This is a genomic window from Streptomyces luteolus (assembly GCF_029968015.1).
GTDB classification, from domain to species: domain Bacteria; phylum Actinomycetota; class Actinomycetes; order Streptomycetales; family Streptomycetaceae; genus Streptomyces; species Streptomyces luteolus.
The window spans coordinates 250908-277681 of record NZ_JASCIS010000001.1 but is presented as its reverse complement, the minus strand read 5'-3'; the positions used below and the strand labels follow the sequence as shown (position 1 = coordinate 277681).

General features: G+C 70.1%; 26 protein-coding genes. 4 read left to right on the top strand and 22 right to left on the bottom strand.

Annotated features, from left to right (window positions below; genetic code table 11):
- Positions 1-55: 55 nt before the first annotated feature.
- The 3 genes from QIT00_RS01255 to QIT00_RS01245 all read right to left on the bottom strand — a co-directional run bounded on the left by QIT00_RS01255 (position 56) and on the right by QIT00_RS01245 (position 4055).
- Positions 56-2467 carry a P-loop NTPase family protein gene (locus tag QIT00_RS01255; protein WP_282533114.1) on the bottom strand — a complete coding sequence of 804 codons (2412 nt, stop codon included), beginning with the start codon at positions 2465-2467 and terminating at the stop codon, positions 56-58.
- Positions 2468-2696: 229 nt separating this feature from the next.
- Positions 2697-3011 carry an STAS domain-containing protein gene (locus QIT00_RS01250; protein ID WP_282533113.1) on the bottom strand — a complete coding sequence of 105 codons (315 nt, stop codon included), beginning with the start codon at positions 3009-3011 and terminating at the stop codon, positions 2697-2699.
- A 195-nt stretch (positions 3012-3206) separates the two neighbouring features.
- A complete protein-coding gene (locus QIT00_RS01245; protein WP_282533112.1) occupies positions 3207-4055 on the bottom strand; it encodes a 3-hydroxyacyl-CoA dehydrogenase family protein in 849 nt (282 codons plus the stop codon).
- 231 nt (positions 4056-4286) lie between these two features.
- Here QIT00_RS01245 and QIT00_RS01240 point away from each other — a divergent pair, with 231 nt between their 5' ends.
- The gene (locus QIT00_RS01240) at positions 4287-4859 is read left to right on the top strand and encodes a cob(I)yrinic acid a,c-diamide adenosyltransferase (protein ID WP_282533111.1); all 573 of its coding nucleotides are present in this window, start codon (positions 4287-4289) and stop codon (positions 4857-4859) included.
- 3 nt (positions 4860-4862) lie between these two features.
- Here the strand turns inward: QIT00_RS01240 and QIT00_RS01235 are convergent, their stop codons facing one another.
- Complete coding sequence (locus tag QIT00_RS01235; protein ID WP_282533110.1) at positions 4863-5438, bottom strand: hypothetical protein; 576 nt, start codon at positions 5436-5438, stop codon at positions 4863-4865.
- Positions 5439-5591: 153 nt separating this feature from the next.
- Here QIT00_RS01235 and QIT00_RS01230 point away from each other — a divergent pair, with 153 nt between their 5' ends.
- The 3 genes from QIT00_RS01230 to QIT00_RS01220 all read left to right on the top strand — a co-directional run bounded on the left by QIT00_RS01230 (position 5592) and on the right by QIT00_RS01220 (position 9616).
- Positions 5592-6860: a sensor histidine kinase gene (locus tag QIT00_RS01230; RefSeq protein WP_408909688.1), complete on the top strand. Its 1269-nt coding sequence runs from the start codon at positions 5592-5594 to the stop codon at positions 6858-6860.
- Entirely contained in the window at positions 6857-7510 is a 654-nt protein-coding gene (locus QIT00_RS01225; RefSeq protein WP_282533109.1) for a response regulator, read from the top strand. The genes QIT00_RS01230 and QIT00_RS01225 overlap by 4 nt, the downstream gene beginning before the upstream one ends.
- A gap of 240 nt (positions 7511-7750) precedes the next feature.
- Positions 7751-9616 carry a glycoside hydrolase family 18 chitinase gene (locus QIT00_RS01220; protein WP_282533108.1) on the top strand — a complete coding sequence of 622 codons (1866 nt, stop codon included), beginning with the start codon at positions 7751-7753 and terminating at the stop codon, positions 9614-9616.
- A gap of 224 nt (positions 9617-9840) precedes the next feature.
- Here the strand turns inward: QIT00_RS01220 and QIT00_RS01215 are convergent, their stop codons facing one another.
- From QIT00_RS01215 to QIT00_RS01130, 18 genes are all read right to left on the bottom strand, one after another.
- Positions 9841-10287 carry a DUF2550 domain-containing protein gene (locus tag QIT00_RS01215; RefSeq protein ID WP_282511660.1) on the bottom strand — a complete coding sequence of 149 codons (447 nt, stop codon included), beginning with the start codon at positions 10285-10287 and terminating at the stop codon, positions 9841-9843.
- Positions 10288-10415: 128 nt separating this feature from the next.
- Complete coding sequence (locus tag QIT00_RS01210) at positions 10416-10793, bottom strand: F0F1 ATP synthase subunit epsilon (protein ID WP_282533107.1); 378 nt, start codon at positions 10791-10793, stop codon at positions 10416-10418.
- 111 nt (positions 10794-10904) lie between these two features.
- Positions 10905-12347: a F0F1 ATP synthase subunit beta gene (gene atpD, locus QIT00_RS01205; protein ID WP_282533106.1), complete on the bottom strand. Its 1443-nt coding sequence runs from the start codon at positions 12345-12347 to the stop codon at positions 10905-10907.
- The gene (locus tag QIT00_RS01200) at positions 12347-13264 is read right to left on the bottom strand and encodes a F0F1 ATP synthase subunit gamma (RefSeq protein WP_282533105.1); all 918 of its coding nucleotides are present in this window, start codon (positions 13262-13264) and stop codon (positions 12347-12349) included. Before QIT00_RS01200 ends, atpD begins: the two co-directional genes overlap by 1 nt.
- Positions 13265-13284: 20 nt before the next feature.
- Entirely contained in the window at positions 13285-14883 is a 1599-nt protein-coding gene (gene atpA, locus QIT00_RS01195) for a F0F1 ATP synthase subunit alpha (RefSeq protein WP_282533104.1), read from the bottom strand.
- Positions 14884-15034: 151 nt separating this feature from the next.
- The gene (locus tag QIT00_RS01190; RefSeq protein ID WP_282533103.1) at positions 15035-15850 is read right to left on the bottom strand and encodes a F0F1 ATP synthase subunit delta; all 816 of its coding nucleotides are present in this window, start codon (positions 15848-15850) and stop codon (positions 15035-15037) included.
- Positions 15847-16383: a F0F1 ATP synthase subunit B gene (locus QIT00_RS01185; RefSeq protein ID WP_408909696.1), complete on the bottom strand. Its 537-nt coding sequence runs from the start codon at positions 16381-16383 to the stop codon at positions 15847-15849. The genes QIT00_RS01190 and QIT00_RS01185 overlap by 4 nt, the downstream gene beginning before the upstream one ends.
- A 53-nt stretch (positions 16384-16436) precedes the next feature.
- Positions 16437-16673, bottom strand: coding sequence for an ATP synthase F0 subunit C (gene atpE / locus QIT00_RS01180; RefSeq protein ID WP_282533101.1), 237 nt, complete (start codon positions 16671-16673; stop codon positions 16437-16439).
- Positions 16674-16751: 78 nt separating this feature from the next.
- Positions 16752-17522, bottom strand: coding sequence for a F0F1 ATP synthase subunit A (gene atpB / locus QIT00_RS01175; RefSeq protein ID WP_282533228.1), 771 nt, complete (start codon positions 17520-17522; stop codon positions 16752-16754).
- 273 nt (positions 17523-17795) lie between these two features.
- Positions 17796-18233: a hypothetical protein gene (locus tag QIT00_RS01170; RefSeq protein ID WP_282533100.1), complete on the bottom strand. Its 438-nt coding sequence runs from the start codon at positions 18231-18233 to the stop codon at positions 17796-17798.
- A 262-nt stretch (positions 18234-18495) separates the two neighbouring features.
- Complete coding sequence (locus QIT00_RS01165; RefSeq protein WP_282533099.1) at positions 18496-19845, bottom strand: MraY family glycosyltransferase; 1350 nt, start codon at positions 19843-19845, stop codon at positions 18496-18498.
- A gap of 199 nt (positions 19846-20044) precedes the next feature.
- Complete coding sequence (locus QIT00_RS01160; protein ID WP_282533227.1) at positions 20045-21322, bottom strand: serine hydroxymethyltransferase; 1278 nt, start codon at positions 21320-21322, stop codon at positions 20045-20047.
- Between the two features lie 197 nt (positions 21323-21519).
- Complete coding sequence (locus QIT00_RS01155) at positions 21520-22203, bottom strand: arsenate reductase/protein-tyrosine-phosphatase family protein (RefSeq protein ID WP_408909687.1); 684 nt, start codon at positions 22201-22203, stop codon at positions 21520-21522.
- Positions 22200-22847: an L-threonylcarbamoyladenylate synthase gene (locus QIT00_RS01150; protein ID WP_282533098.1), complete on the bottom strand. Its 648-nt coding sequence runs from the start codon at positions 22845-22847 to the stop codon at positions 22200-22202. Before QIT00_RS01150 ends, QIT00_RS01155 begins: the two co-directional genes overlap by 4 nt.
- Positions 22848-22900: 53 nt before the next feature.
- A complete protein-coding gene (prmC, locus tag QIT00_RS01145; protein ID WP_282533097.1) occupies positions 22901-23782 on the bottom strand; it encodes a peptide chain release factor N(5)-glutamine methyltransferase in 882 nt (293 codons plus the stop codon).
- Between the two features lie 61 nt (positions 23783-23843).
- On the bottom strand, positions 23844-24920 hold the full coding sequence (gene prfA / locus QIT00_RS01140; protein WP_282533096.1) for a peptide chain release factor 1: 1077 nt from the start codon (positions 24918-24920) through the stop codon (positions 23844-23846).
- 97 nt (positions 24921-25017) lie between these two features.
- Positions 25018-25242, bottom strand: coding sequence for a 50S ribosomal protein L31 (gene rpmE, locus QIT00_RS01135; protein ID WP_282533095.1), 225 nt, complete (start codon positions 25240-25242; stop codon positions 25018-25020).
- A gap of 208 nt (positions 25243-25450) precedes the next feature.
- Entirely contained in the window at positions 25451-26569 is a 1119-nt protein-coding gene (locus tag QIT00_RS01130; RefSeq protein ID WP_282533094.1) for an LCP family protein, read from the bottom strand.
- Positions 26570-26774 lie beyond the last annotated feature (205 nt).

Below are 26774 nucleotides of genomic sequence, written 5' to 3'. Positions count from 1 at the left end.
AGAGCTGTCCGCAGGACTTTCGGGAAGGGGCGGGTAGGGGAAAAGCACGCCGCCCTCAAGCCGAACTCTCCACCCCCGAAGGCGCCCCGCTGCCCGACGGCGCCGCCGCGCTGCTGCTCGCCGGTTCGCTGGAGCCGGGGTCCGTGTCCGAAGGGTCCGGCTCCGGGTCCGGGGAGGACGGCGGCGGTGAGGACGTCGGCGGCTTCGTGGTCGTCGGAGGCTTCGACGAGGACGGCGGCTTCGTCGTCGTAGGAGGCTTGGAGGAGCTCGGCGGCTTCGTGGTCGTCGGGTCGTCCGAGGGCGAACCGCTCGGGCTCGGGGACTCGCCGCCGCTCGGGCTGTCCGAGGGCGAGCCGCTGCCGGGCGAGCCCGAGGTGCCCGGCGTCCACGGCGCGGCCGGGCCGCTGCTCCGCTCGTCCTCCGGCAGGTCCGCGGGCAGGTCGTCGTCCTGCTGCCCGCTCGTACGGTCGGGCCTGACCGTGTCGGGCGGTGTCTCGTCGTCGGAGATCGCGCCGAGCGTCACCACGGTGCCGAGGACGACCGCGAGCAGCGCACCCGCCCCGGCCGCGGCGAGGTTGCGTCGCGTACCGGCGACGGCCGCCTTGCGCGGGCCGTCCTCCTGCGACTCGGCGGCCGCCCGGCTCACCACCGTCTGGACCTCGTCCGGCGCGAAGCCGGGGTGCGGCGGCGCGGCGGACACCGCACACGGCGCCCCGTCCTCCCGCCGGCTCACCGGAAGGCCCGCGGGCGGTGTGGTGCCGTCGCGGTCGGAGACCAGGGCGAGGGCCCTGCGGCCCGCGACGGTGCCCCGCTTGTCGGCGAGCGCGCCGCGCATCCCGATGGACGCCTCCAGCTCCGTACGGGCTCGCTCCAGCTGGCCGCCGAGGAGCGCGAGGACGCCCAACTCGTGGTGGAAGTACGCCTCTTCGGCCACCTCACCGGCGAGCCTGGCCGCCTCCTGGCCGATCCGCAGGACCCGCTCCCAGGCGCCCCAGGCGAGCCCCGCCGCGAGCGCGGGTGCGGCGGTGCGGGCGAGCAGGACGGCCGAGCCGAGGTGCCCGGACTCGGTGCCGGGCACGAGCACGCCGAGCGCGGCGATCAGCGCGTCCGACTCGGCGGTGGCGCGTTCAGCGGTGACGGAGGGGTGGCCGGCCCACCAGGCGTAGTGCTGGGCGGCGGCGTGCGCGCGGGCGGGCGCGGTGTCCCCGTACCCGGCGGCTTCCAGCTGGGTGAGGACGCCGGCGGCGAGCCGGTGGCGCGCGCCGGTGGGGCCGACGAGCCCGGTGGCGGCGAGCTCGCCGAGCGCGGCGTCCGCGTGGGTGTCCCCGACGAGGGCGGGCAGATGCGCCTGGTGCGGCACCTCGCCGCCGAGCGCGACCGCGAACTCCAGGGTGGCGCGGGCGGATTCGCTGAGCCGGGACGCGAGCAGCGCGGCGGGCGCCGCGGCCTCGGCGAGGGACGGCAGCGGTACGAGGTCGGGGTCGGGGTCGGCCTCGGCGTCCCCCTGTTCGACGCGCTCGGCGAGGAGCCGGTCCCGCTGCCGCAGCAGCGCACCGGCCTGCATGAAGCGCAGCGGGAGCCCTTCGGACTCGAACCACAGGTCGCCGGCGAGGGCCTCCTCCTCGTCGCTGAGCGGGCGGCCGGTGGCGAGTTCGAGGAGCTTCAGGCCCGCGGCCCGGTCGAGGCCGCCGAGGAAGACCTCTTCGAGGTGCGACTCGGCGGAGGGCGCGGCGACGTCCGGGGTGGCCGCGAGCAGGTAGGCGCACTCGGGGGTGGCGTCGAGGAAGTCCTGCAGGGCGGCGCCGCCGAACTCCAGGTCGTCGAGGACGACGACGGCGCCGATGTCGTGGACGCAGGCGCGGAGCTCGGCCTCGTCGGGCCGGTGTCCGGGCGAGGCGTACACGGCGGCGTACAGCTCGTGGAGGAGTTCGGCCGGGGTGCGGCGGTGGCCGGAGAGCCGGACGACGCCGTCGGGCGCGAGGTCGGCGCAGTCCTCGGCGAGGGCGTCGAGCAGCGAGGTGCGCCCGGAGCCCGCGGGCCCGGTGAGGCGTACGGAGCGGCCGCGGGCGAGCAGCCGGGTGAGCCGTTCGCGTACCTCCTGGCGTTCCAGGAGCGGCGGCCGGACCCGGGCGGGGCCGGGCGGTGGGGGCGGCAGGGCGGCGCTGCGGCGGGCGGCGCGCTCGTCCGCGTCGTACCGCTGCGGATGCGCGGGCTGCTCGCCGGGCGGGCATGGCTCGATCTCGCTGCCGTCGACGGGGTTGACGGTCAGCAGATAGTCCCCGGAGGTCAGCTGAACTGTCCGTACGGGCGCGGCAGTTGAGAACTCCGGGGCGCTCGGGTAGCCCCGGCTCGCGGAGTTCGGGGAGGAGTCGCGGTGCGGGCCCGCGGGGTGCGCGGGCGTCGCGGGGTCGTCGGGGCCGCGGCCGTGCTGACCGTGCTCCTCGGGTCCCCGGCTCGTCGGGTCCATGGTCAAAGCCCCCAAAAGCTTCGTATGCCTTGGCTTCCCCGGCCTTTCGCATACGGCTCTGTCGCTTCTGGTCCGGCACTCACGGGATAGGGGTGAGCGACCGAACCCTAGACCGTGGCGCGGTGTCGGGGAACACCTGGGGTGGCGTGACGTCCGAGACGTCAGGGTCTCACCGGATTTGTCGCGGCGGCCCTGTTCCAGGGCCACAGGGCTGCACGGCCACGCGGGACTACAGGGGGTGCGCCCCGATTCCGCCCTCGATCGCGAGGATGCGGTGCAGCCGGGTGGCCACGAGCAGTCGCTGCATCTGCGGCGGTACGTTGCGCAGCACCAGGCGGCGGCCGCAGCGGCCGGCCTGGCGGTGGGCGCCCATGATGACGCCGAGTCCGGTGGCGTCGAGGGCGGCGAGGTCCGAGAGGTCGAGGACGAGGTCGCCCACACCCTCGTCCAGGGCCGAGTGCAGGACAGTCCGGGCGTCCGCCGCGCTTCGGACGTCGAGGCTGCCCCCGACGGTCAGCTCGGCGTGGTCGCCCCTGATGTGCATATGCGCTCCCGAGAGTGCTGTGGCGTCGTCGCCACCGTCGTCACGTACGTCCCAACTGTGGTCTCACTGAACTGACGGGCCCACGGACGAGGAAGTTGTCGTCCGTGAGCGAACCGATACGCAATTCACCCCTGAGGGGGACCCGGCCGGTGCCCGTACGGGTCGCGTACGGATGTCCGGCCGGGGTACGGCGGTTCAGTGCTGGTAGAACCCCTGCCCGCTCTTGCGGCCGATGTCGCCGGCGTCGACCATGCGGCGCATCAGCTCCGGCGGAGCGAACTTCTCGTCCTGGGATTCCGTGTAGATGTTGCTCGTCGCGTGCAGCAGGATGTCGACCCCGGTCAGGTCGGCGGTGGCCAGAGGGCCCATCGCGTGGCCGAAGCCCAGCTTGCAGGCGATGTCGATGTCCTCGGCGGTGGCGACGCCCGACTCGTAGAGCTTGGCGGCCTCCACCACGAGGGCGGAGATCAGCCTAGTGGTGACGAAGCCCGCGACGTCGCGGTTCACGACGATGCAGGTCTTGCCGACCGACTCGGCGAACTCCCTTGCGGTGGCGAGGGTTTCGTCGCTGGTCTTGTAGCCGCGGACCAGCTCGCAGAGCTGCATCATCGGCACCGGCGAGAAGAAGTGCGCTCCGACGACCCGCTCCGGACGCTCCGTCACGGCCGCGATCTTGGTGATCGGGATGGCGGAGGTGTTGGAGGCGAGCACGGTCTCGGGGCGCACGAGCTTGTCGAGCGTACGGAAGATCTCGTGCTTGACCTCAAGCTTTTCGAAGACGGCCTCTAGTACGACGTCCGCGTCGGCGGCGCCGTCCAGATCGGTGGTCGTGGTGATCCGGGCCAGCGCTGCCTCGGCGTCCTCGGCGCTGAGCTTGCCCTTGCTCACGAACTTCTCGTACGAGGCCTTGATGCCGTCGGTGCCACGGGTCAGGGCCGCGTCGGTGACATCGCGAAGGACCACGTCCCAGCCCGCCTGGGCGGAGACCTGAGCGATACCGGACCCCATGAGTCCGGCTCCGACGACGGCGAGCTTCCGTGCCACTGTGCGATCCCCTTTGACAGTTGCGGTCTTACCCGTGGTTAACAACGAACTCTCCGGCGGAGACTAGCGGGCGTGAGGCCCCCTTGGGGCAGTACGAGATACGCGTCACGTCTCATCTGACGGACATCACACGCAGTGGCTCGATCCACTTGTCCGCACCGCGTAGTTGGGGCGTTTTCCGGCGGAAAGGTCGGCGTCCGCGCGGCGGAGGTCGGGAGTAACCTCGGCCCCATGGTCATTCTGTCGCGCATCTACACCCGCACCGGGGACACCGGCACCACCGCTCTGGGCGACATGAGCCGCGCCCCCAAGACCGATCTGCGGATCGCGGCGTACGCCGACGCCAACGAGGCCAACGCCGTGCTCGGCACCGCGATCGCCCTCGGCGGCCTCGACGAGGAGGTCGTGGGCGTCCTCACGCGGGTCCAGAACGACCTGTTCGACGTGGGCGCCGACCTCTCCACGCCGGTCGTCGAGAACCCCGAATACCCGCCGCTGCGCGTCGAGCAGACTTACGTCGACAAGCTGGAGGCGGACTGCGACCACTTCAACGAGCAGCTGGAGAAGCTCCGTTCGTTCATCCTGCCCGGCGGCACGCCCGGCGCGGCCCTGCTGCACCAGGCGTGCACGGTCGTCCGGCGCGCCGAGCGGTCCACCTGGGCGGCGCTCGAAACACACGGCGAGACGATGAACGCGCTGACGGCGACGTATCTCAACCGCCTGTCCGACCTCCTGTTCATCCTGGCCCGCGTCGCCAACAAGGAGGTCGGTGACGTGCTGTGGGTTCCCGGCGGCGAGCGGTGACCCTCAGCGCCTGCTGAGTTCCTTCGCGGAGGCCCCGTCGCCGACACCGGCCGGGGCCTTCTTCGGGAACAGGGTGTACGCGCCGGCGATCACCACGTTGATCCCGACCACGAACAGCATCCGCTGCTGCCACGCCTCCAGCGAGCTGACGTCCCCCGAGCCCTCGACGTACCAGATCGCGCACTGCAGCAGCCCGAGCGCGATCGCCGAGGCGAGCACCCAGCGGGCCGCCAGCTTCCACTCGTGCAGCGCGCGGGCCATGCCGTACTTCGGGGTGGTGGGCGGCGGGCCGCCGAAGAAGCGGTGCGCGACGCGGACGTCGACCCACTTGACCGTGTAGTGGCCGAGCGCGATCGAGTAGCCGATGTAGGCCGCCGCGAGGCCGTGCTTCCAGTCCGGCTCCGCGCCGCCGCGCAGATCGATCGCCGTGGCCACGAACAGGACCACTTCGAGCAGCGGCTCACAGAGCAGGACGGCGACGCTCGCGCGCGGCATCTTCGCCCCGTACCGCAGGGCGAGGGCCAGGGCGAGCAGCACCCAGAAGCCGACCTCGCAGATGATGATGAGCGTGACGATCACGGGACTCTCCTCTCACGGTCCCTCCAGCGTCCCGTCCGTACCCCGCCCCTTCGTCGTCTGCGCTGACGAACCGCGAGTACATCGAAGGATGCAGTCCCGCACCGCCCCACCTCGATCCGCGTACGGAGGCCACGGCGCCGCCCGCCGTGTTGGATGGGGAGCGTGACTTCCGAGAGCCGACCCCGCGAGGCCGACCGCCCGCCGCGCCGACGCGCGGGAGTCGCGAGCCTGCCCCGGCCGCACCGCGTCGACGTCCTGATCGCCCTCTCCGGCCTGCTCGGCGGGCTCGTCCTCTGGGGCATCGGCCTCGGCATACGCACCGCGCCCGTCCCCTCGCTCCCGGACGCCTGGCTCCTCGTACCGCTGGCCCTCATGTCCGGCCTGGAGCTGCTGCGCCGCACGCTGCCGCAGACCGCGCTCGCCCTCGGCACGCTCGCGCTGGTGGCCGACCAGTTCACGCCCGGCAACCTCGTGACCATCATCCTCTTCGCGGACCTCGCGTACGCCGCCGTCCTGTACGGCTCGCCCGCCGCCGCCCGGCGTCTTCCGTGGGCCACCGGGCTCGCCACGGTCGCCGCCACGCTCGGTTTCCTGGCCTGGTACCAGCAGCCCGAGGCGGTACTGCTCGGCCTCATGGTCGGCCTCATCACCTTCACCCCCGCCACCACGGGCGCCATCGTCCGCAACCACCGGGACGCCGCCGAGGCCGCCCGGCTGCGGGCCCAGCAGACCGCGCTGCTCGCCGAGATGGACCGCACCCAGGCCGTCACCGCCGAACGCGCCCGGATGGCCCGCGAGCTGCACGACATGGTCGCCAACCACCTGTCCGCCATCGCCATCCACTCCACCGCCGCGCTCTCCCTGGACGACCCCCGCACCACCCGCGACGCCCTCGGCGTGATCCGCGAGAACAGCGTCGACGGACTGGCCGAGATGCGCCGCCTCATCGGTCTGCTCCGGGACGGCAGCGACGACCACGAACCGGCGGCGGCACCCACCCTCGACAGCCTCGCCGCCCTCGCCGAACAGGCCCGCACCAACGGCCTGGACGTCACTCTCGACGACCGCCGCACCGACTCCGCCCGCCTCCCGGCCCCGGTCGAGCTGGCCGCGTACCGGATCGTCCAGGAGTCCCTCACCAACGCCCTCAAGCACGCCGCACCCGGCCCCGTCCACGTCGCCCTGAGCCTCGCCGAGCGGACCCTGGCGGTGACGGTGACCAGCCCCTTCGGCGATCCGTCGGGGCCGCGCGCACCGGGCTCGGGGGCCGGGCTCGTCGGCATGCGGGAGCGGGCCTCGCTGCTCGGCGGGGAGTTCGAGGCGGGCCCGCGCGACAGCGCCGAGGGCGAGATCTGGTACGTAGGGGCCGCGCTGCCCGCCGGGGAAGCCACCGTGAAGGCCCACGAAGGAGGAAGCGCATGATCCGGGTCCTGGTCGCCGAGGACCAGTCGGCCGTACGCGCGGGCCTCGTCCTGATCCTGGGCAGTGCCCCGGACATCGAGGTCGTCGGCGAGGCCGCGGACGGCGAGGAGGCGGTGGCCCGCGCCCGCGAACTGCGCCCCGATCTGGTCCTGATGGACGTCCAGATGCCCCGCCTCGACGGCGTCGCGGCCACCCGCCGGGTGGTGGCCGAGCAGCTCGCCGACGTGCTGGTCCTGACCACCTTCGACCTGGACGAGTACGTCTTCGGGGCGCTGCGCGCGGGCGCCTCCGGGTTCCTGCTGAAGAACACCGACGCCAAGGACCTGCTCGACGCGGTCCGCACGGTGGCGCGCGGCGAGGGCCTGATCGCGCCCGCCGTGACCCGCCGCCTGATCGCCGAGTTCGCCGCGAAGCCCGCCCGCGCGCGGAGCGCCCCCGACGCCGCTGTCCTGAAGGCCGCGGACGCCCTGACCCGCCGCGAGCGCGAGGTCCTCCGCTGCCTCGGCCAGGGCCTGTCCAACGCGGAGATCGCGGTACGTCTGGACATGGCGGAGGCCACCGTGAAGACCCATGTGAGCCGGCTGCTGGGGAAGCTGGAGCTGCGCAGCAGGGTCCAAGCGGCCGTACTGGCACAGGAGTTGAACGTCTGAGCGCGCTCCGGGCCGCCGGTCCGGGGCCGCCGGTCCGGGGATGGCGGGCCGGGGATGGCGGGCCGGGGATGGCGGGCCGGGGATGGCGGGATTCAGTGGTCCAGACCTATTGACGTAAGGTCCAGACCTTTCTACTCTCACGGCACTGCGGTGAGCACAGCACACGTCGACGACGTGCTCACGGGCGTCGCAGGGTCCCCCCACCCCATACGTCCGGACCTCATCCCGAGGAGGCGCACCATGCGCTTCAGGTTCAGATCACGGCACAGACTCACGGCAGGACTCGCGACCCTGCTGCTGCCGTTCGGCTCGCTCGTCGCACTCGCAGGACCCACCCAGGCCGCCCCGGCCGCCCCGGCCGCCGGGGCAGTCTCGGAGGCTACCGCCACGTACACCAAGACCCAGGACTGGGGGAACGGCTTCGAGGGCAAGTGGACGGTGAAGAACACCGGCACCGCCGCCCTGGCCTCCTGGACCGTCCAGTGGGACTTCCCCACCGGCACCGAGGTCACCTCGGCCTGGGACGCCGACGTCACGAACTCCGGCAACCGCTGGACCGCCAAGAACAAGTCCTGGAACGGCACACTCGCCCCCGGCGCCTCCGTCAGCTTCGGCTTCAACGGTACGGGCACCGGCGCCCCCGCCAACTGCGCGCTCAACGGAGGCAGTTGCGACGGCGGCAGCGTCCCCGGCGACAACCCGCCCTCCGCCCCCGGCACCCCCACGGCCGCGGACATCACCGACACCTCGGTCAAGCTCAGCTGGAGCGCAGCCACCGACGACAAAGGCGTCAAGAATTACGACGTGCTGCGCGACGGCGCCAAGGTCGCGACGGTCACCGGCACGTCGTACGCCGACAGCGGGCTCACCGCCGGCACCGACTACTCGTACAGCGTCCAGGCCCGGGACACCGCCGACCAGACCGGACCGGTCAGCGGCGCCCGCGCGGTGCGCACCACCGGCGGCGGCACCGACCCGGGCCCCGGCCCCGGCGACCAGGTCAAGCTCGGCTACTTCACCAACTGGGGTGTGTACGGCCGCAATTACCACGTGAAGAACCTGGTCACCTCAGGCTCCGCGGCCAAGATCACGCACATCAACTACGCCTTCGGCAACGTCCAAGGCGGCAAGTGCACGATCGGTGACGCGTACGCCGACTACGACAAGGCCTACACCGCCGACCAGTCCGTGGACGGCGTGGCCGACACCTGGGACCAGCCCCTTCGCGGCAACTTCAACCAGCTGCGCAAGCTGAAGGCCGAGTACCCGCACATCAAGGTGCTCTGGTCGTTCGGCGGCTGGACCTGGTCCGGCGGCTTCCCGGACGCGATGAAGAACCCGGCCGCGTTCGCCAAGTCCTGCCACGACCTGGTGGAGGACCCGCGCTGGGCCGATGTCTTCGACGGCATCGACCTCGACTGGGAGTACCCCAACGCCTGCGGCCTCAGCTGCGACACCAGCGGCCCGGCCGTGATGAAGGACATGATGCAGGCTTTCCGCGCCGAGTTCGGCCAGGACGCCCTGGTCACGGCCGCGATCACGGCCGACGCCTCGTCCGGCGGCAAGATCGACGCCGCGGACTACGGCGGCGCGTCCCAGTACGCCGACTGGTACAACGTGATGACGTACGATTTCTTCGGCGCCTGGGCCAAGACCGGCCCCACGGCCCCGCACTCCCCGCTCACCTCGTACGCGGGCATCCCGCAGGAGGGCTTCAACTCCGCTGCGGCGATCGCCAAGTTGAAGGCCAAGGGAGTCCCGTCCTCGAAGCTGCTGCTCGGCATCGGCTTCTACGGCCGCGGCTGGACCGGCGTCACCCAGAAGGAACCGGGCGGCACGGCGACGGGCGCGGCGGCCGGCACGTACGAGGCGGGCATCGAGGACTACAAGGTCCTCAAGTCCAAGTGCCCGGCCAATGGGGTCGTCGCGGGCACGGCGTACGCCCACTGCGGCTCGGACTGGTGGTCGTACGACACCCCGGCGACGATCAAGTCCAAGATGAGCTGGGCGAAGAACCAGTCGCTCGGCGGCGCGTTCTTCTGGGAGTTCAGCGGGGACACGGCGGACGGTGAGCTGGTGTCGGCGATCAACGCTGGTTTGGGCTAGGCCACTTGAACGGAGGCCGGGTCGACGGGTATGCCCCTCGTCGGCCCGGCCTTCTTCTTCCCCTCCCCGCCCCTTCCCGAAGTCCTCGCCGGACAGGCCTCCTCAATCGCCGGAGGGGCTGAAAAATCAGCCCCTCCGGCGTTTGAGGAGCGGGGGTCCGGGGGCTGGCCCCCGTGGCTGTCCGCAGGACTTTCGGGAAGGGGCGGGGAGGGGAAAGAACAGACCTAAGCCACGTTGACGCGCTGCCCCGGAGGCGCCGCCTCCAGCCACGCAAGGAACCCGGTCAACGCATCCTCACTCATCGCAAGCTCGATCCGCGTCCCGTCATGCGTACAACCAAGCACCACCGCATCGGAGAGCAACGCCAGCTCCTCCTCGCCGTCGGGCGCACGCCGGTCCACGACCTCGATCGCGGACCGCTCAAGCACCCGCCGCGGCCGCGGCGCGTACGAGAAGACCCGGAACCAGGCGATGCGGTCGCCGTTGTACCGGGCCACTCCATAGCTCCAGCCCTTGCCGGACGTGTCCCCGGGCTCGGGCGCGTTCCACCGCAGGGAACAGTCGAAAGTGCCGCCGGACCGCTGGATCAGGCGCCTGCGCAGCCCGAAGACGAAGAGCCCCACCAACACGAGCACGACCACCAGCGCGCACACAACCACAGCGAGGATCATCGGCACCGACCTCCTCGCTCCGTCCAGTCACGCAAACCGACCATGCACCTGCATCGCCTCAGCCGCGGCCCGGTCCGGATCGCTCCGGTCCTGGCCGCGGCTGAGTCACACTCCGCGTCGCGCCGTCGTCAGCGCGCCGCCACCGCACGAAGGCGGACGTCCGCGCGACGCTCGGCGGCCGCGTCGGCCTCCGACTTCGCACGCTCCAGCGCCCGCTCCGCACGCTGAACATCGATCTCGTCGGCCATTTCCACGGTCTCGGCCAACAGCGACAGCTTGTTGTCCGCGAACGAGATGAAACCGCCGTGCACCGCGGCGACGATCGTGCCGACCTCGGAGGTCGTACGGATCGTCACAGGGCCCGACTCCAGCACACCGAGCAGCGGCTGGTGACCGGGCATGACGCCGATGTCGCCGGACGTGGTGCGCGCCACGACCAGGGTGGCCTCGCCGGACCAGACCTGGCGGTCGGCGGCGACCAGCTCGACGTGCAGCTCAGCAGCCAAGGGTGGCTCCTCGGGTCACCACCCGGCGGGTTCTGCCGGGTGTTGGGTCAAATTCTAGTGGGCGTACCGGGAGGGGCGGGACGCGCCCACCCCTCCCGTGAGTCAGGGGACTCAGGAGACGCCGAGCTCCTTGGCGTTGGCCTTGAGGTCCTCAATGCCACCGCACATGAAGAACGCCTGCTCGGGGAAGTGGTCGTACTCGCCGTCGCAGATCGCGTTGAAGGCCGCGATCGACTCCTCGAGGGACACGTCCGAACCGTCGACGCCGGTGAACTGCTTGGCGACGTGGGTGTTCTGCGACAGGAAGCGCTCCACGCGACGGGCACGGTGGACGACGAGCTTGTCCTCCTCGCCGAGCTCGTCGATACCGAGGATCGCGATGATGTCCTGGAGGTCCTTGTACTTCTGCAGGATCGTCTTGACGCGCATGGCGGCGTCGTAGTGGTCCTGCGCGATGTACCGCGGGTCCAGGATGCGGGACGTGGAGTCCAGCGGGTCCACGGCCGGGTAGATGCCCTTCTCGGAGATCGGACGGGAGAGAACCGTCGTCGCGTCGAGGTGGGCGAACGTGGTGGCCGGGGCCGGGTCGGTCAGGTCGTCCGCAGGGACGTAGATCGCCTGCATGGACGTGATCGAGTGACCACGGGTCGAGGTGATGCGCTCCTGGAGGAGACCCATCTCGTCGGCCAGGTTCGGCTGGTAGCCCACCGCGGAGGGCATACGGCCGAGCAGGGTCGACACCTCGGAACCGGCCTGCGTGAAGCGGAAGATGTTGTCGATGAAGAAGAGAACATCCTGCTTCTGGACGTCGCGGAAGTACTCCGCCATGGTCAGACCGGCGAGGGCCACACGGAGACGGGTGCCCGGCGGCTCGTCCATCTGACCGAAGACAAGCGCGGTCTTGTCGATGACGCCCGACTCGGACATCTCGTCGATGAGGTCGTTGCCCTCACGGGTGCGCTCACCGACACCGGCGAACACGGAGACACCGTCGTGGTTGTTGGCGACGCGGTAGATCATCTCCTGGATGAGCACCGTCTTGCCGACGCCGGCACCGCCGAACAGACCGATCTTTCCACCCTTGACGTACGGGGTGAGAAGGTCGATGACCTTGACGCCGGTCTCGAACATCTCGGTCTTCGACTCGAGCTCGTCGAAGTTCGGCGCCTTGCGGTGGATGGACCAGCGCTCACCGACGTTGGCGTTCTCCTCGGGGACGTTCAGCACCTCGCCGAGGGTGTTGAACACCTTGCCCTTGGTGAAGTCGCCGACGGGAACGGTGATGCCGTCGCCCGTGTCGGTCACCGGGGCCTGGCGGACCAGGCCGTCGGTGGGCTGCATGGAGATCGCGCGGACGATGCCGTCGCCGAGGTGCTGGGCGACCTCGAGCGTCAGCGTCTTCAGCTCGCCGTCCTTGGCCGGGTCGGCCACCTGGACGTGCAGGGCGTTGTAGATGTCCGGCATCGCGTCGACGGGGAACTCCACGTCGACGACCGGGCCGATCACCCGGGCGACGCGGCCCGTGGCAACGGCCGTATCAACAGTGGTCGTCATTACTTGTCACTCCCCGCGGTCGCGTCGGACAGAGCTGCGGAGCCGCCGACGATCTCGCTGATTTCCTGGGTGATTTCGGCCTGGCGGGCCGCGTTGGCAAGCCGGGAGAGGTTGTTGATCAGCTCTCCGGCGTTGTCGGTCGCCGACTTCATCGCGCGGCGGGTCGCGGCGTGCTTGGAGGCAGCCGACTGCAGCAGCGCGTTGTAGATACGGCTCTCGACGTACCGCGGAAGCAGGGCGTCCAGGACGTCCTGACCCGACGGCTCGAAGTCGTACAGCGGGCGGATCTCGTCCTTGGTGCCCGCTTCCTCCGCAACCTCGTCGAGGCTGAGCGGAAGCAGTCGGGACTCGACCGCGTTCTGCGTCATCATCGAGACGAACTCGGTGTAGACGATGTGGAGTTCATCCACGCCGCCCTCGGCCGTGTCCTTCTCGATGGCCTCGATCAGCGGCCCGGCGACCGCCTTGGCGTCCGCGTACGAGGGCTCGTCCGTGAAGCCGGTCCACTCCCCCGCGATCTTGCGCTCGCGGAAGTTGTAGTGGGCGATGCCACGGCGGCCGACGATGTAGCTGTCGACCTGCTTGCCCTCGGCCTGGAGCTTCTCGGTGAGCTGCTCCGCCGACTTGATCGCGTTGGAGTTGAAGGCGCCGGCCAGACCACGGTCGCTCGTGAGGAGCAGGACCGCGGCCCGGGTCGGGTTCTCCACCTCGGTGGTCAGCGGGTGCTTGTCGTTCGCACCCGTCGACACCGCGGTGACCGCGCGCGTGAGCTCGGTCGCGTACGGCGTGGAGGCCGCCACCTTGCGCTGTGCCTTGACGACACGCGAGGCGGCGATCATCTCCATCGCCTTCGTGATCTTCTTCGTCGCGGTGACGGACCGGATGCGACGCTTGTAGACCCGGAGCTGGGCTCCCATGAGTCAGGTCCCTTCCGTCGTCACTTGGAGACGTCGACGGCTGCCGGAGCGTCCTCGCCGATCAGCTTGCCGTCGGAGGTCTCGAACTGCTTCTTGAACTCCGCGATGGCGTCCGCGACAGCCGTGAGGGTGTCGTCGGACATCTTGCCGCCCTCCTTGATGGAGGTCATCAGGCCCTGCTCCTTGCGGTGCAGGTGGTCCAGGAGCTCGCGCTCGAAGCGGCGGATGTCGGCGACCGGCACGTCGTCCATCTTGCCGGTGGTGCCGGCCCAGACGGAGACGACCTGGTCCTCGGTCGGCATCGGCTGGTACTGAGCCTGCTTGAGCAGCTCGACCATGCGCTGACCGCGCTCCAGCTGGGCCTTCGACGCGGCGTCCAGGTCGGAACCGAAGGCGGCGAACGCCTCCAGCTCACGGAACTGGGCGAGGTCCACGCGGAGGCGGCCGGAGACCTGCTTCATCGCCTTGTGCTGCGCGGAACCACCGACTCGGGAGACGGAGATACCGACGTTCAGCGCGGGGCGCTGACCGGCGTTGAAGAGGTCCGACTCCAGGAAGCACTGGCCGTCGGTGATGGAGATGACGTTGGTCGGAATGAACGCCGACACGTCGTTCGCCTTGGTCTCGACGATCGGCAGACCGGTCATCGAGCCCTTGCCCATCTCGTCCGAGAGCTTGGCGCAGCGCTCGAGGAGGCGGGAGTGCAGGTAGAAGACGTCACCCGGGTAGGCCTCACGGCCCGGCGGACGACGGAGCAGCAGGGACACGGCGCGGTAGGCGTCGGCCTGCTTCGAGAGGTCGTCGAAGATGATGAGGACGTGCTTGCCCTCGTACATCCACTGCTGGCCGATGGCCGAACCGGTGTAGGGGGCCAGGTACTTGAAGCCCGCCGGGTCGGACGCCGGGGCGGCGACGATCGTCGTGTACTCGAGGGCGCCGGCCTCTTCGAGGGCACCACGCACGGAGGCGATGGTCGAGCCCTTCTGACCGATGGCGACGTAGATGCAGCGGACCTGCTTGTTCACGTCACCGGAGCGCCAGTTGTCGCGCTGGTTGATGATCGTGTCGACGGCCAGGGCGGTCTTGCCGGTCTGGCGGTCACCGATGATCAGCTGACGCTGACCGCGGCCGATCGGGGTCATCGCGTCGACGGCCTTGTAGCCGGTCTCCATCGGCTCGTGGACCGACTTGCGGTCCATGACCGTGGGGGCCTGCAGCTCGAGGGCGCGGCGGCCGGTGGTCTCGATCTCGCCGAGGCCGTCGATCGGGTTGCCGAGCGGGTCGACGACGCGGCCGAGGTAGCCCTCGCCCACGGCGACCGACAGGACCTCGCCGGTACGGGAGACCGACTGGCCCTCTTCAATTCCGCTGAACTCGCCGAGGACGATCGAACCGATCTCGCGCTCTTCGAGGTTCAGAGCGAGACCGAGGGTGCCGTCCTCGAACTTCAGCAGCTCGTTGGCCATGGCCGAGGGCAGGCCCTCGACCTTCGCGATGCCATCGCCGGCCAGGGTGACCGTACCGACCTCCTCGCGCGAGGCCGCGTCCGGCTTGTACGCCTGGACAAAGTTCTCCAGCGCGTCCCGGATCTCCTCCGGCCGGATCGTGAGCTCCGCCATCTGGGTTCCCTGCTCTCCTTGTTGGGCCCGAAGTTTTCTTGGGGGGTCTGGGGTCAGCCCCCAGGAATCCTCTGCACGGCCCAACTCGGGCCGTAGTCATGCTTGTTGAGTTGATTCGCCGAGCAGTACGCCCGGGTCGACCGCGTGGTCGTCAGCCGGCCATCCGGCGGCTCGCGTCCTCGAGCCGGTCCGCGATGGAGCCGTTGATGACCTCGTCGCCCACCTGCACCCTGATCCCGCCGAGGACCTCGGGGTCCACGTCGAGGTTGAGGTGCATCTGCCGGCCGTACAGCTTGGCCAGCGAACCCGCCAGCTTCTGCTTCTGCCCGTCGGACAGCGGCACGGCCGAGGTGACGATCGCGACCGTGCGGTCCCGGCGGTCCGCGGCGAGCTTGGACAGGGACTCGAGTCCCGCTTCCAGGCTACGTCCACGCGGCAGGGTCACAAGGCGCACGATCAGCCGCTCCGTGGCCGCCTCCGCGCGGCCGCCGAGCAGGCTGCGCAGCAGCTCGCCCTTGGCCGACCGGGCGGCAGTACGGCTGGTCAGCGCGGCCCGCAGCTCGGTGCTGGAGGAGACGATCCGCCCGAAGCGGAACAGCTCGTCCTCGACGTCGTCGAGCTTGCCGGCGCGCTGGGCGGCGGTGAGGTCCGCCACGTTCGCCAGTTCCTCGAGGGCGTCCACCACGTCACGCGACTGCGACCAGCGGGAGCGGACGACGCCTGCCACCAGGTCGGCGGTCTCGGCGGAGACCTGCCCACCGAGCACCCGGCCCACGAGCTCGGCCTTCGCCTCAGCGGCCTGCGCCGGGTCGGTCAGGACCCGACGCAGCGACACCTCGCGGTCGAGCAGCGCGGTGACGGCGGCCAGCTCGTCCGCGAGCGCGGTCGCGTCCACCGACGTGTTGTCGGTCAGCGCGTCGAGACGCTCTCGTGCGGCAGCCAGTGCCTCGCGGCTCGCTCCGTTCATCGCGCGGCCTCGGCCTTCTCCTCGAGCTCGTCGAGGAAGCGGTCGATGGTGCGGCTCTGCCGGGCGTGGTCCTCGAGGGACTCGCCGACGAGCTTGCCGGCCAGGGTGGTGGCCAGCTGGCCGACGTCCTGGCGCAGCGACTGCGAAGCGGCCTTGCGGTCCGCCGCGATCTGCGCGTGGCCGGCAGCGATGATCTCCTCACGCTGCCGCTGGCCCTCGGAGCGCATCTCGGCGATGAGCTGAGCACCCTGCTCCTGCGCCTCCTGGCGCAGTCGCGCGGCCTCGTGCCGAGCCTCGGCGAGCTGAGCCTTGTACTGCTCGAGCACGCTCTGGGCCTCGGTCTGGGCGGCCTCGGCCTTCTCAATGCCGCCTTCGATCGCTTCCCGGCGCTGCTCCAGAACCTTGTTGATGTTCGGGAGGAGCTTCTTCCAGAAGAAGAAGAAGACGATAGCGAAGGCGATGGTGCCGACGAGCAGCTCGGGGCCCGGCGGGATGAGCGGGCTCTGCTCTTCCCCGGCCGCCAGCTGAATCATGCTGTCGATCACGTCAGTGCCTTTCGTCGAAACGTGGTCAGTGAGGGCTCAGCTCACGTGCCGTAGACGAACGGCAGAACGATGCCGATGAGGGCGAGCGCCTCACAGAACGCGAAGCCGAGGATCTGGTTGGCGCGGATCAGGCCGGCGGCCTCGGGCTGACGGGCCAGGGCCTGCGTGCCGTTACCGAACACGATGCCGACGCCGATGCCGGGGCCGATGGCGGCGAGGCCGTAGCCGATGGAGCCGAGGGATCCGGTGACGGCGGCGAGTTCGATGGTCGCGGACATGCCGTTACTTCCTTCTCTTTCAAGGACCGGTGGGGGTTGGCCACCGGGCGATCTGGGGGGTTGTGCGGGCGGATTGGCTCAGTGGTGCTCGGCGAGCGCGCCCTGAAGGTACGAGCAGGCGAGGAGCACGAAGACGTACGCCTGGACGGCCTGCACGAAAAGTTCGAAGACGATCATGGCCATCGTCATGGCGAAGGACACGCCGGCCGCCGGGATCATCCAGCTGTTCAGCAGGTACCAGGAGGCGACGGTGAACATCACCAGCATCAGGTGACCGGCGAACATGTTGGCGAAGAGCCGGACCGCGTGCGTGAAGGGGCGCACGAGGAGGTTCGAGAAGAGCTCGATGGCGGACACGAGCCACTTGACCGGGCCGAGCGAGTTGTCGAACCCGGTGACGTTCTTCCAGCCGCCGACGAAGCCGTGGCGCTTGAAGGTCACGGAGACCCAGGTGACGTAGACGATCGCGGAGAGCACCGCGGGGTACGCGATGATCGACGAGACCGGGAACTGGGCCAGTGGGATCACGGACCAGACATTCATGATCCAGATGAAGAAGAACAGCGACACCATGAGCGGGACGTACTTCTCGCCGTCCTTCTTGCCCATGGTCTCGTAGACGATTCCGCGGCGTACGAAGTCGTAGCCCGCCTCGCCCATCATCTGCAGCTTGCCCGGAACAACCTTCGCCTTGCCGAACGCAAGGGTGAAGAACGTGACCACGAGCAGCGTGGTGACGAGCGCGAGCAGCATCACCTTGTTGAACTCGAAGCCACCGACGGTGAACATCGGCTTGAAGAGGAATGAGTGCAGGCCCGGCGCCGGGAAGCCACATCCGTTGTCGGACATGATGCGGCAGCTCCAGTCAAAGGCGAGCTGGGTCTGGTCAGCACTCACCGCGGGCTCCTTCGGCGTGACGCATAAGTACGGCAACCTCGTTGTGTCGGCGCGGCGTGCAGCCGCGAGTCGGCACCGGTCTGGTGTTTCGGATATGGGGGCGGCAGTCAGGCGTTGAGCCTCGCGATGAAGCAGGCGTCAGCTCATGTGCCCGCGCCCGCAGTGCCGCAGTTGGCACCGGACGATAGCAGGAGTTCTTACGGCTCTTTATCCCGGCCCTACCCCTCATGACGAGGACCCCGACTTCTGGTTCTTCGTGGCGTCCGAAGAGTCGGGGTCGACGTAGAAAATCTTCGCCTTGAGGTGGGCGCGAGCCTGAGCGGCAACCCATGCGACGGCAGTGACGATGATCGTCACGGCGAATGTCTTGGGGTCGAAGAGAGTGGTGTCCTTGAAGACGGCGACGAACGCGAACAACACCAGCAACTGCACGACGTAGAGCACGAGGCCCATCGCCTGGAACAGATGCGGAAAGTGCTTGGCCGTGAACTGGAGGCCGAGAATCCCGAGCCCCATGAAGAGGCACACCACCGCCGTCGCGACGACAGCACCGAGCGCTCCCTTGCCGCCCGCGACGATTGCACTGACGACGGCGGCGATCACGCCGACGGCGACGGTGGGCACGACAATGGGCACGAGAGTTCGGGCGTCATTGGACTGCATGGCGGCAGCTCCACTTACTGAAGAAGGGGACGAGTTGTCGTCATGGACGAGCGTAAGCCCGGGAACGGAGAGCTCCTGATGGCCAACCGACCGTCGCACTACGGTCCTTCGGCCCTACCCCGGGATCTCGTGAACGGTATCACAAACTATTTGATGAGGTCTTTACCCACCTAGTGTGCCAGCCGTCACACATGAGAGTTAATGCGCGCGTCTGCGCGCGCATGCGCCCGAGTTGTCTGGTATTGGCACTGTTTGGCGGCGGCTAGACGCGGGAGTGGTCCGGCGCGGATGTTTCTTCCGCGTAACGGGAGCGGCCGCCGATCGCCGTGGAGCCCCCGCCGCGTACCGCAGGCCGCCGTGCGGCGGCCGCATCCGAGGCCGGTTCACCGGCGTCCCCGGACGGCTCGGCGGCTTCGGCGGACTCCGCCGCCTCCGCGGCCCCCCGCCCCCGTCGGTACCGAGGCGGCACGAACGCCTCCATCCAGCGTGGCGTACGCGGCGTGAAGCGCGGCAGCAGCAGCAGGACCAGGCCCACGAAGCTCAGCACCACGACCACCAGGACGATCCACATCGACGCCGAGTGCACCGAGTACGCCAGGGCGCCGAAGGCGATCAGCGCCGACCAGAAGTACATGATCAGGACGGCCCGGCTGTGCGAGTGGCCGATCTCCAGGAGCCGGTGGTGCAGGTGGCCCCGGTCGGCGGCGAACGGCGACTGGCCGCGCCAGGTGCGGCGTACGACCGCGAGGATCAGGTCCGCGGCGGGCACCGCGATGATCGTCAGGGGCAGCAGCAGCGGAATGTAGACCGGCACTGTCTGGTGCACGGCGGAGCGCTCGGAGCCGGCGAAGAGGTTCATCGCGTCCGGGTCGACCTGACCCGTGATGGAGATCGCGCCGGCCGCGAGCACGAGGCCGATCAGCATCGAGCCCGAGTCGCCCATGAAGATCCGGGCGGGGTGCATGTTGTGCGGCAGGAAGCCCAGGCACATGCCCATCAGGATCGCCGCGAACAGTGTGGCCGGGGCGGCCGACTCGATGCCGTAGCTGAACCAGATGCGGTACGCGTACAGGAAGAACGCCGCCGCCGCGATGCAGACCATGCCCGCGGCCAGGCCGTCGAGGCCGTCCACGAAGTTCACGGCGTTGATGGTGATCAGGACCAGGGCGACCGTCAGGAGCGTGCCCTGCTGGTCGCTCAGGGAGACCGATCCCACACCCGGCACCGGCAGCCACAGGATCGTCAGACCCTGCATGACCATCACGCCGGCGGCGATCATCTGGCCGCCCAGCTTGATCAGGGCATCGATCTCGAACTTGTCGTCCAGGACACCGATCAGCCAGATGACGGCGGCCCCGGAGAGCAGTGCTCTCGGTTCGTTGGAGTTCTCGAAGACCTCGTTGAGGTTCTGCAGATGGTCCGCGACGAGCAGGCCCGCGCACAGGCCGAAGAACATCGCGATGCCGCCGAGCCGCGGGGTCGGTTCCCGGTGCACGTCACGCGCACGGATCTCCGGCATCGCACCGGCGACGATGGCGAACTTCCGCACCGGCCCGGTCAGCAGATAGGTGACCGCTGCCGTGACGCAGAGCGTCAGCAGATATTCACGCACGGGCTTCCCCACAGGTATCGCTGGCCATCTCAGCCCCACACCCTAGCTTCGCGCGCATACGGTTGAGGACTTCCGGGTAGCGACGATGGTTGCACGAGTCCCTGTCCACCTCGCTGCGCCTACCCCGGATCCCCACGGATACCGCCCACGATGCGCCGGTCCACGACGCCCGCCAGCGGCTAGCGGCAGCGGCTAGCGGCTAACGGCTCGGATACGGCGGGAACCGTCGTACGAGCTCCCGCACCTCACCCCGCAGCCGGTTCGGTTCCGCGTCCGAGCGCAGGGCCGCGGCGAACAGCTCCGCGATCCGCGTCATCTCCTCCGTACCCATGCCCTGCGTGGTGACGGCCGCCGTGCCCAGGCGCAGGCCGCGGACGTCGCCGTGCGGCAGGGCGCAGGTGTCGAGGACCAGGCCTGCGGCGGCGAGGCGGCCGCGGGCGGTGCGGGCGTCGAGTCCGTAGCGGCCGGTGTCGGCGGTGAGCAGGTGGGTGTCGGTGCCGCCGGTGGTGATCACCAGGCCGCGCGCCGTCAACTCTGCTGCCAGGGCACGGGCGTTGGCGACCACCTTGTGCGCGTACGTCGTGAACGCCGGGGTGGCCGCCTCGCCGAACGCGACCGCCTTCGCGGCGATCGTGTGCATCTGGGCGCCGCCCTGTGTGAAAGGGAACACGGCGCGGTCGATACGCTCGGCGAGGTCGCCGCCGCACAGCAGCATCCCGCCGCGCGGCCCGCGCAGCACCTTGTGTGTGGTGGCGCACACCACATCCGCGTACGGCACCGGGCTGGGCGCCGCTCCCCCGGCGACCAGGCCCATGGGGTGGGCGGCGTCGGCGATCAGATAGGCGCCCACGTCGTCGGCGATGTCCCGGAACGCGGAGTAGTCGATGTGCCGCGGGTACGAGATCGAGCCGCAGACCACGGCCTTCGGCCGGTGCGTGCGGGCGAGGGCGAGGATCTGCTCGTAGTCGATCAGGCCGCTCTCGGCGTCCACGCCGTAGCCGACGAACTCGAACCAGCGGCCGGAGAAGTTCGCGGGCGAGCCGTGCGTGAGGTGGCCGCCGTGCGGCAGGCCCATCGCGAGCACCGTGTCGCCGGGGCGAAGGAGCGCGGCGTACGCGGCGAGCACCGCAGAGGAGCCGGAGTGCGGCTGCACGTTGGCGTGCTCGGCGCCGAACAGGGCCGTGGCGCGGTCCACGGCGATGCGCTCGGCCACGTCGACGAACTCGCAGCCGCCGTGGTGGCGGGAGCCGGGGTAGCCCTCGGCATACTTGTTCGCGAGCGGTGAGCCGAGCGCGGTGAGGACCGCGGTCGAGGTGAAGTTCTCGGCGGCGATCAACTGCAGGCCGTCCGACTGGCGTTCCAGTTCGGCGACGAGGATCTCCGCCAGCTCGGGGTCCTGCCGGCGCAGCGCGTCGACATCGGGCCCGAAGGGGCGTACGGGTGCGGCGGCGGCCGGGGCCGCGGAGGTGACCGGCATCATCGACTCCGGCGGGGAGAGGGATCCTGGGTCCAATGTAGGCCGCCGTCCCACGCCCCGCGCGGCGTCGCCTCTCGCCCTGCGGGCTCCTTCTCCCCGCCCCGCCCCTTCCCGAAGGACTGCCGTCGGCTTCGTCGTTCGGCTGCGGCGCCGTCGTGGCTGGTCGCGCAGTTCCCCGCGCCCCTATCGTGGCACCCCTACGCTGGCAACTCCGCCGCCGGAACCCCCGTGAGGGCCGTCACGACCGGGTCCAACGCCTGGTTGATCTCGTCGCCGATGGAGCGGAAGAACGGCAGCGGAGCGCCGTACGGATCGTGCACCTCGTCCGCCTCCGCGCTCGGGGCGAGCAGCCAGCCGCGCAGCGCGGCCGCGGCCCGTACGAGCGCTCGGGCGCGCTCCAGGACGCCGTCGTCCAGCGGGTCCGGCAGGGTCGCCGGATCTATGGCGCGGACGAGCCGCGTGAACTCCTTCAGCGTGAACGTCCGCAGGCCCGCGCTGTGGCCCATCGAGACGACCTGCGCCCGGTGGTCGCGGGTCGCCGTGAGGACCAGGTCGGCGCGGATGACGTGCTCGTCGAGCAGCTCACGGCCGATGAAGCCGGTCGAGTCCGCCCCGAAGTCGGAGAGGACCGTCGCCGCGTTGGTCTCCATGGCGGCGCCCTCGTGCCCCCAGGTGCCCGCGCTCTCCACGATCAGGCCGCGGGTGTCGAGGTCGCCGAGGCGGTGCGCCAGGGCATGACGGGTCAGCCGCTCGGTGATCGGCGAGCGGCAGACGTTGCCGGTGCTGACGTGGAGGATGCGGAAGCTGTCCGTGGGCCCGGCGAGAGCGCCGGGAAACGTTTCGGGGAAGCTCGCTATGCCACGCCCCTCGGGGGCCGTCAATTGGCCACCTCGAGGTCGGGTACCACCTTGCGGAGCTCGTCGGCGTCGAGCGCGCCCGCGCGAAGGAGTACGGGCACCTTGCCGGTGACGTCCACGATGGAGGAGGGCACGATGCCGGGCGTCGGCCCGCCGTCCAGGTACACGGAGACGGAGTCGCCCAGCATCTCCTGCGCGGCGTCGCAGTCCTCCGGCGCCGGGTGCCCGGTGAGGTTCGCCGACGTCACCGCCATCGGGCCGACCTCGGTGAGCAGCTCGATGGCGACCGGGTGCAGCGGCATCCGGATCGCGACGGTGCCACGGGTGTCCCCGAGGTCCCACTGCAGCGAGGGCTGGTGCTTGGCGACTAGCGTGAGGGCGCCCGGCCAGAACGCGTCGACGAGCTCCCAGGCCATCTCGGAGAAGTCCGTGACGAGGCCGTGCAGCGTGTTCGGGGAGCCGATCAGCACGGGCGTGGGCATGTTGCGGCCCCGGCCCTTGGCGGCGAGGACGTCCGCCACGGCCTCGGCCGAGAAGGCGTCGGCGCCGATCCCGTAGACCGTGTCCGTGGGCAGCACGACCAGCTCGCCTCGGCGGACGGCGGACGCGGCCTCGCGCAGACCGGTCACGCGGTCGGTCGCGTCGTTCGTGTCGTATCGCCGTGCCATTTAGCGAGCCTCCTCGTACGCGTACAACTTCTCGGTGATCTGCGGTCGTTCGGTCACGGCAGCGCCTTGCGGGCGGTCGCGAACCGCGGCCGGTTGTTCAGGTCGGGGTGGTCGGCTGCGTCGGCCCAGCCCCGTTCCTCGGTGAAGATCCACGGCACCTGGCCGCCCTGGGTGTCGGCGTGCTCGATGACGACGACGCCGCCGGGCCGGAGCAGCCGGTGCGCGGTGCGCTCCAGGCCGCGGATGGTGTCGAGCCCGTCCTCGCCGGAGAACAGGGCGAGCTCCGGGTCGTGGTCGCGGGCCTCGGGCGCGACGTACTCCCACTCGGTGAGCGGGATGTACGGCGGGTTCGAGATGACCAGGTCGACCTGGCCGTCCAGGTCGGGCAGCGCGGCCAGCGCGTCCCCGCGGTGCAGCCGGACCCGCGTCCCCTCGACGTTCTTACGGGTCCACCGCAGCGCGTCCTCGGACAGCTCCACGGCGTGCACCCGGGAGCGCGGCACCTCCTGGGCCATGGCGAGCGCGATGGCCCCGGAGCCCGTGCACAGGTCGACGATCAGGGGTTCGACCACGTCCATGGCGCGCACGGCGTCTATCGCCCAGCCGACCACCGACTCGGTCTCCGGCCGGGGCACGAACACGCCGGGCCCCACCTGGAGTTCGAGGTAGCGGAAAAAGGCCCGCCCGGTGATGTGCTGGAGCGGCTCGCGGGCCTCGCGGCGGGAGACGGCCTCCCAGTAGCGGGCGTCGAAGTCGGCGTCCTTCACGTGGTGCAGTTCGCCCCGCTTGACGCCGTGCACGAACGCGGCGAGCTCCTCGGCGTCGAAGCGCGGCGAGGGCACGCCGGCGTCCGCAAGCCGCTGCGTGGCCTGAGCCACTTCCGCGAGCAGCACGCTGCGGGGGCTCGGGGGTCGCTCCCCAGAATGTCGCTGCACGCTGGTCCTCCGGTGCTGCAGTACGTGCCGATGGGTGCTTTTGCCTGGGCCTTGCTGAGGGTTACTGCGCGGCCGCGAGCTTCGCCGCGGAGTCCGCGTCGACGCAGGCCTGGATGACCGCGTCCAGGTCGCCGTCGAGCACCTGGTCCAAGTTGTACGCCTTGAAGCCCACCCGGTGGTCGGAGATCCGGTTCTCCGGGAAGTTGTACGTACGGATCTTCTCGGAGCGGTCGACCGTGCGGACCTGGCTGCGACGGGCGTCGGCGGCCTTGCTCTCGGCCTCCTCCTGCGCCGCGGCGAGCAGCCTGGAGCGCAGGATACGCATCGCCTGCTCCTTGTTCTGCAGCTGGGACTTCTCGTTCTGGCAGGAGGCGACCACACCGGTCGGGACGTGCGTGATGCGTACGGCGGAGTCCGTGGTGTTGACGGACTGGCCGCCGGGCCCGGACGAGCGGTACACGTCGATCCGCAGGTCGTTGGCGTGGATCTCGACGTCGACCTCCTCGGCCTCGGGCGTGACGAGCACACCGGCGGCGGAGGTGTGGATGCGGCCCTGCGACTCGGTCGACGGCACGCGCTGCACGCGGTGCACCCCGCCCTCGTACTTCATCCGCGCCCAGACGCCGTTCCCCGGCTCGGGCGTGGCGTTGCCCTTGGTCTTCACGGCGACCTGGACGTCCTTGTACCCGCCCAGCTCGGACTCGGTGGAGTCGATGATCTCGGTCTTCCAGCCGATGCGCTCCGCGTACCGCAGATACATCCGAAGGAGGTCACCGGCGAACAGCGCCGACTCGTCACCGCCCGCGCCCGCCTTGATCTCCAGGAGGACGTCCTTGTCGTCGGACGGGTCGCGCGGCACGAGCAGCAGGCGCAGCTTCTCGGTGAGCTCCTCGCGCTGCTCCTCTAGCTCCTTGACCTCGGCGGCGAACTCCGGGTCGTCGGCGGCCAGTTCACGGGCCGTGCCGATGTCGTCCCCGGTCTGCTTCCAGGAGCGGTACGTGGCGACGATCGGGGTCAGCTCGGCGTAGCGCTTGTTGAGCTTGCGCGCGTTGGCCTGGTCCGCGTGGACCGAAGGGTCGGCGAGCTGCTTCTCGAGATCGGCGTGCTCACCGATCAGTTCCTCGACCGCCTCGAACATCTCCGGGCTCCTGTACGTGAAGGGGAAGGGTGCGACCAAAAACGCCGGTCCTGGTCGCCCCTGGGCGGGAGCGACCGAGGACCGGCGCTGTGGCTCGCTACTTCTTGGCGGAGCCGGCGGCCTTGCCGAAGCGGGCCTCGAAGCGGGCCACGCGGCCACCGGTGTCGAGGATCTTCTGCTTGCCCGTGTAGAACGGGTGGCACTCGGAGCAGACCTCGGCGCGGACGGTGCCGCTGGAGATCGTGCTGCGGGTGGTGAACTCCGCGCCGCAGGTGCAGCTGACCTGGGTCTCGAAGTACTCGGGGTGGATGTCGCGCTTCAAGGTGTCTCCTAGTTTCGGGAGGGCGCCGGGTCGCAGACGCGGGATGCGGGTGCGTGAACCGGGGCCGACGTACCAGTCTGCCAGGACTGGGCCGCATCCCCCAAAACGGGGTGGGGGTGGGAACTATTCCCGGGGGCGAAATCAGCCCCTCCGGCGATTGAGGAGCAGGGGGGCTGGGGGGGCTGGGGGCTGGCCCCCGTGACGGTGCCTACTCGACCACGCTGCCCGCATCCCCCTGGTCACCCGCAGAACCCTTCGTCGCCGAGGCCGGAATCCGCTTGTCGTCGTGCAGGGCGTCCCAGACCTGCTTGCCGTGCTTCTCCAGCGGTATGACGCGGTTCGGGTCGTTCGGGTCGTACGTGACGGGGAGCGTCACCATCTTCATGTCGTTCGACTCGATGCCCTTGAGGCTGTCGGCGAAGCCGATCAGGCTCTTGACGTCGTCGAGCTCGGAGTCGGTGGTGACGGTCTGCGTCGCCGTGTCCGCGAGGTCGTAGAGCTTCTTCGGGTTGGTGAAGACGCCGACGTCCTTGACCTGGTCGAGCAGCGCCTTGATGAAGGCCTGCTGGAGCTGTATTCGGCCGAGGTCTCCGCCGTCGCCCACCGCGTGCCGGGTACGGACCAGGCCGAGGGCCTGCTCGCCGTCGAGCGTGTGGGTGCCGGCCGCCAGGTTCAGGTGGCTGTCCGGGTCGGAGATGTCCTTCTTGGTGGTGACGTCCACGCCGCCGAGCTCATTGATGAGCTTCTTGAAGCCGGTGAAGTCGACCTCGAGGTAGTGGTCCATGCGGATGCCGGACATCTTCTCGACGGTCTTCACGGCACAGGCCGGGCCGCCCACCGAGTACGACTCGTTGAACATGTGGTGCGGGCCGCCCGGGTCGGTCGTCCCGGCGTCGGTCTCGCACTCGGGCCTGGTCACCATGGTGTCGCGGGGTATGGAGACCACGCTGGCCTTCTTGTGGCCCTCGTAGACGTGCACGACCATCGCGGTGTCGGAGCGCTCGCCCTCCTGGCCGGAGCCGCCGTACTTGGAGTTCGCGCCGTCGCGGGAGTCGGAGCCGAGGACGAGGATGTCCATCGAGCCGTTGTCGACGTCGTCGGGCCGGTCGGTGCCGAGTGCGGCGTTGATGTCGACGCCCGTGATGTTGCCGTTCAGCTTGAAGTAGACGACGCCGAGCCCGATGCCTCCGGCGAGGACCACGGAAGCCGCGACCCAGGCGGTGACCACCAGGGCCTTGCTGCGCTTGCGGGGCTTGCGGCGCCGTCCGGTGGCGCCCTTGTCGCGTCGGCGCCGCACCGTACTGGGATCGTCGCTCTCGTCGGCCATGTGCTCCTCAGTCCTCGGTCGTCGGGTACCCCCTGCTCTCAGGGTCTGACGGCTCGACGCCACCGAACGTGACGCTTTGGTGCATCCACTGGTCAGACGTCGAATCCCGAAAAAGGGTTGCACAGGGCGTTAAGCGCTCCGTACGGCCGAAGGGTCCGAGCCGCCCGGCCGCGGCCCTGCGTCCGAGCCGCCGGACATCCCCTCC

What these genes read in the sequence shown, in the direction of transcription:
- QIT00_RS01225 (WP_282533109.1), top strand. Translation starts at nt 6,857, where the DNA reads ATGATCCGGGTCCTGGTCGCCGAGGACCAGTCGGCCGTACGCGCGGGC.
- QIT00_RS01250 (WP_282533113.1), bottom strand. Translation starts at nt 3,011, where the DNA reads ATGCACATCAGGGGCGACCACGCCGAGCTGACCGTCGGGGGCAGCCTC.
- QIT00_RS01255 (WP_282533114.1), bottom strand. Translation starts at nt 2,467, where the DNA reads ATGGACCCGACGAGCCGGGGACCCGAGGAGCACGGTCAGCACGGCCGC.
- QIT00_RS01240 (WP_282533111.1), top strand. Translation starts at nt 4,287, where the DNA reads ATGGTCATTCTGTCGCGCATCTACACCCGCACCGGGGACACCGGCACC.
- QIT00_RS01185 (WP_408909696.1), bottom strand. Translation starts at nt 16,383, where the DNA reads ATGATTCAGCTGGCGGCCGGGGAAGAGCAGAGCCCGCTCATCCCGCCG.
- atpB (WP_282533228.1), bottom strand. Translation starts at nt 17,522, where the DNA reads ATGTCCGACAACGGATGTGGCTTCCCGGCGCCGGGCCTGCACTCATTC.
- QIT00_RS01215 (WP_282511660.1), bottom strand. Translation starts at nt 10,287, where the DNA reads ATGATCCTCGCTGTGGTTGTGTGCGCGCTGGTGGTCGTGCTCGTGTTG.
- QIT00_RS01220 (WP_282533108.1), top strand. Translation starts at nt 7,751, where the DNA reads ATGCGCTTCAGGTTCAGATCACGGCACAGACTCACGGCAGGACTCGCG.
- prfA (WP_282533096.1), bottom strand. Translation starts at nt 24,920, where the DNA reads ATGTTCGAGGCGGTCGAGGAACTGATCGGTGAGCACGCCGATCTCGAG.
- atpE (WP_282533101.1), bottom strand. Translation starts at nt 16,673, where the DNA reads ATGTCCGCGACCATCGAACTCGCCGCCGTCACCGGATCCCTCGGCTCC.
- QIT00_RS01200 (WP_282533105.1), bottom strand. Translation starts at nt 13,264, where the DNA reads ATGGGAGCCCAGCTCCGGGTCTACAAGCGTCGCATCCGGTCCGTCACC.
- QIT00_RS01170 (WP_282533100.1), bottom strand. Translation starts at nt 18,233, where the DNA reads ATGCAGTCCAATGACGCCCGAACTCTCGTGCCCATTGTCGTGCCCACC.
- QIT00_RS01190 (WP_282533103.1), bottom strand. Translation starts at nt 15,850, where the DNA reads ATGAACGGAGCGAGCCGCGAGGCACTGGCTGCCGCACGAGAGCGTCTC.
- QIT00_RS01230 (WP_408909688.1), top strand. Translation starts at nt 5,592, where the DNA reads ATGGGGAGCGTGACTTCCGAGAGCCGACCCCGCGAGGCCGACCGCCCG.
- atpD (WP_282533106.1), bottom strand. Translation starts at nt 12,347, where the DNA reads ATGACGACCACTGTTGATACGGCCGTTGCCACGGGCCGCGTCGCCCGG.
- QIT00_RS01160 (WP_282533227.1), bottom strand. Translation starts at nt 21,322, where the DNA reads ATGCCGGTCACCTCCGCGGCCCCGGCCGCCGCCGCACCCGTACGCCCC.
- QIT00_RS01130 (WP_282533094.1), bottom strand. Translation starts at nt 26,569, where the DNA reads ATGGCCGACGAGAGCGACGATCCCAGTACGGTGCGGCGCCGACGCGAC.
- atpA (WP_282533104.1), bottom strand. Translation starts at nt 14,883, where the DNA reads ATGGCGGAGCTCACGATCCGGCCGGAGGAGATCCGGGACGCGCTGGAG.
- QIT00_RS01150 (WP_282533098.1), bottom strand. Translation starts at nt 22,847, where the DNA reads ATGGCACGGCGATACGACACGAACGACGCGACCGACCGCGTGACCGGT.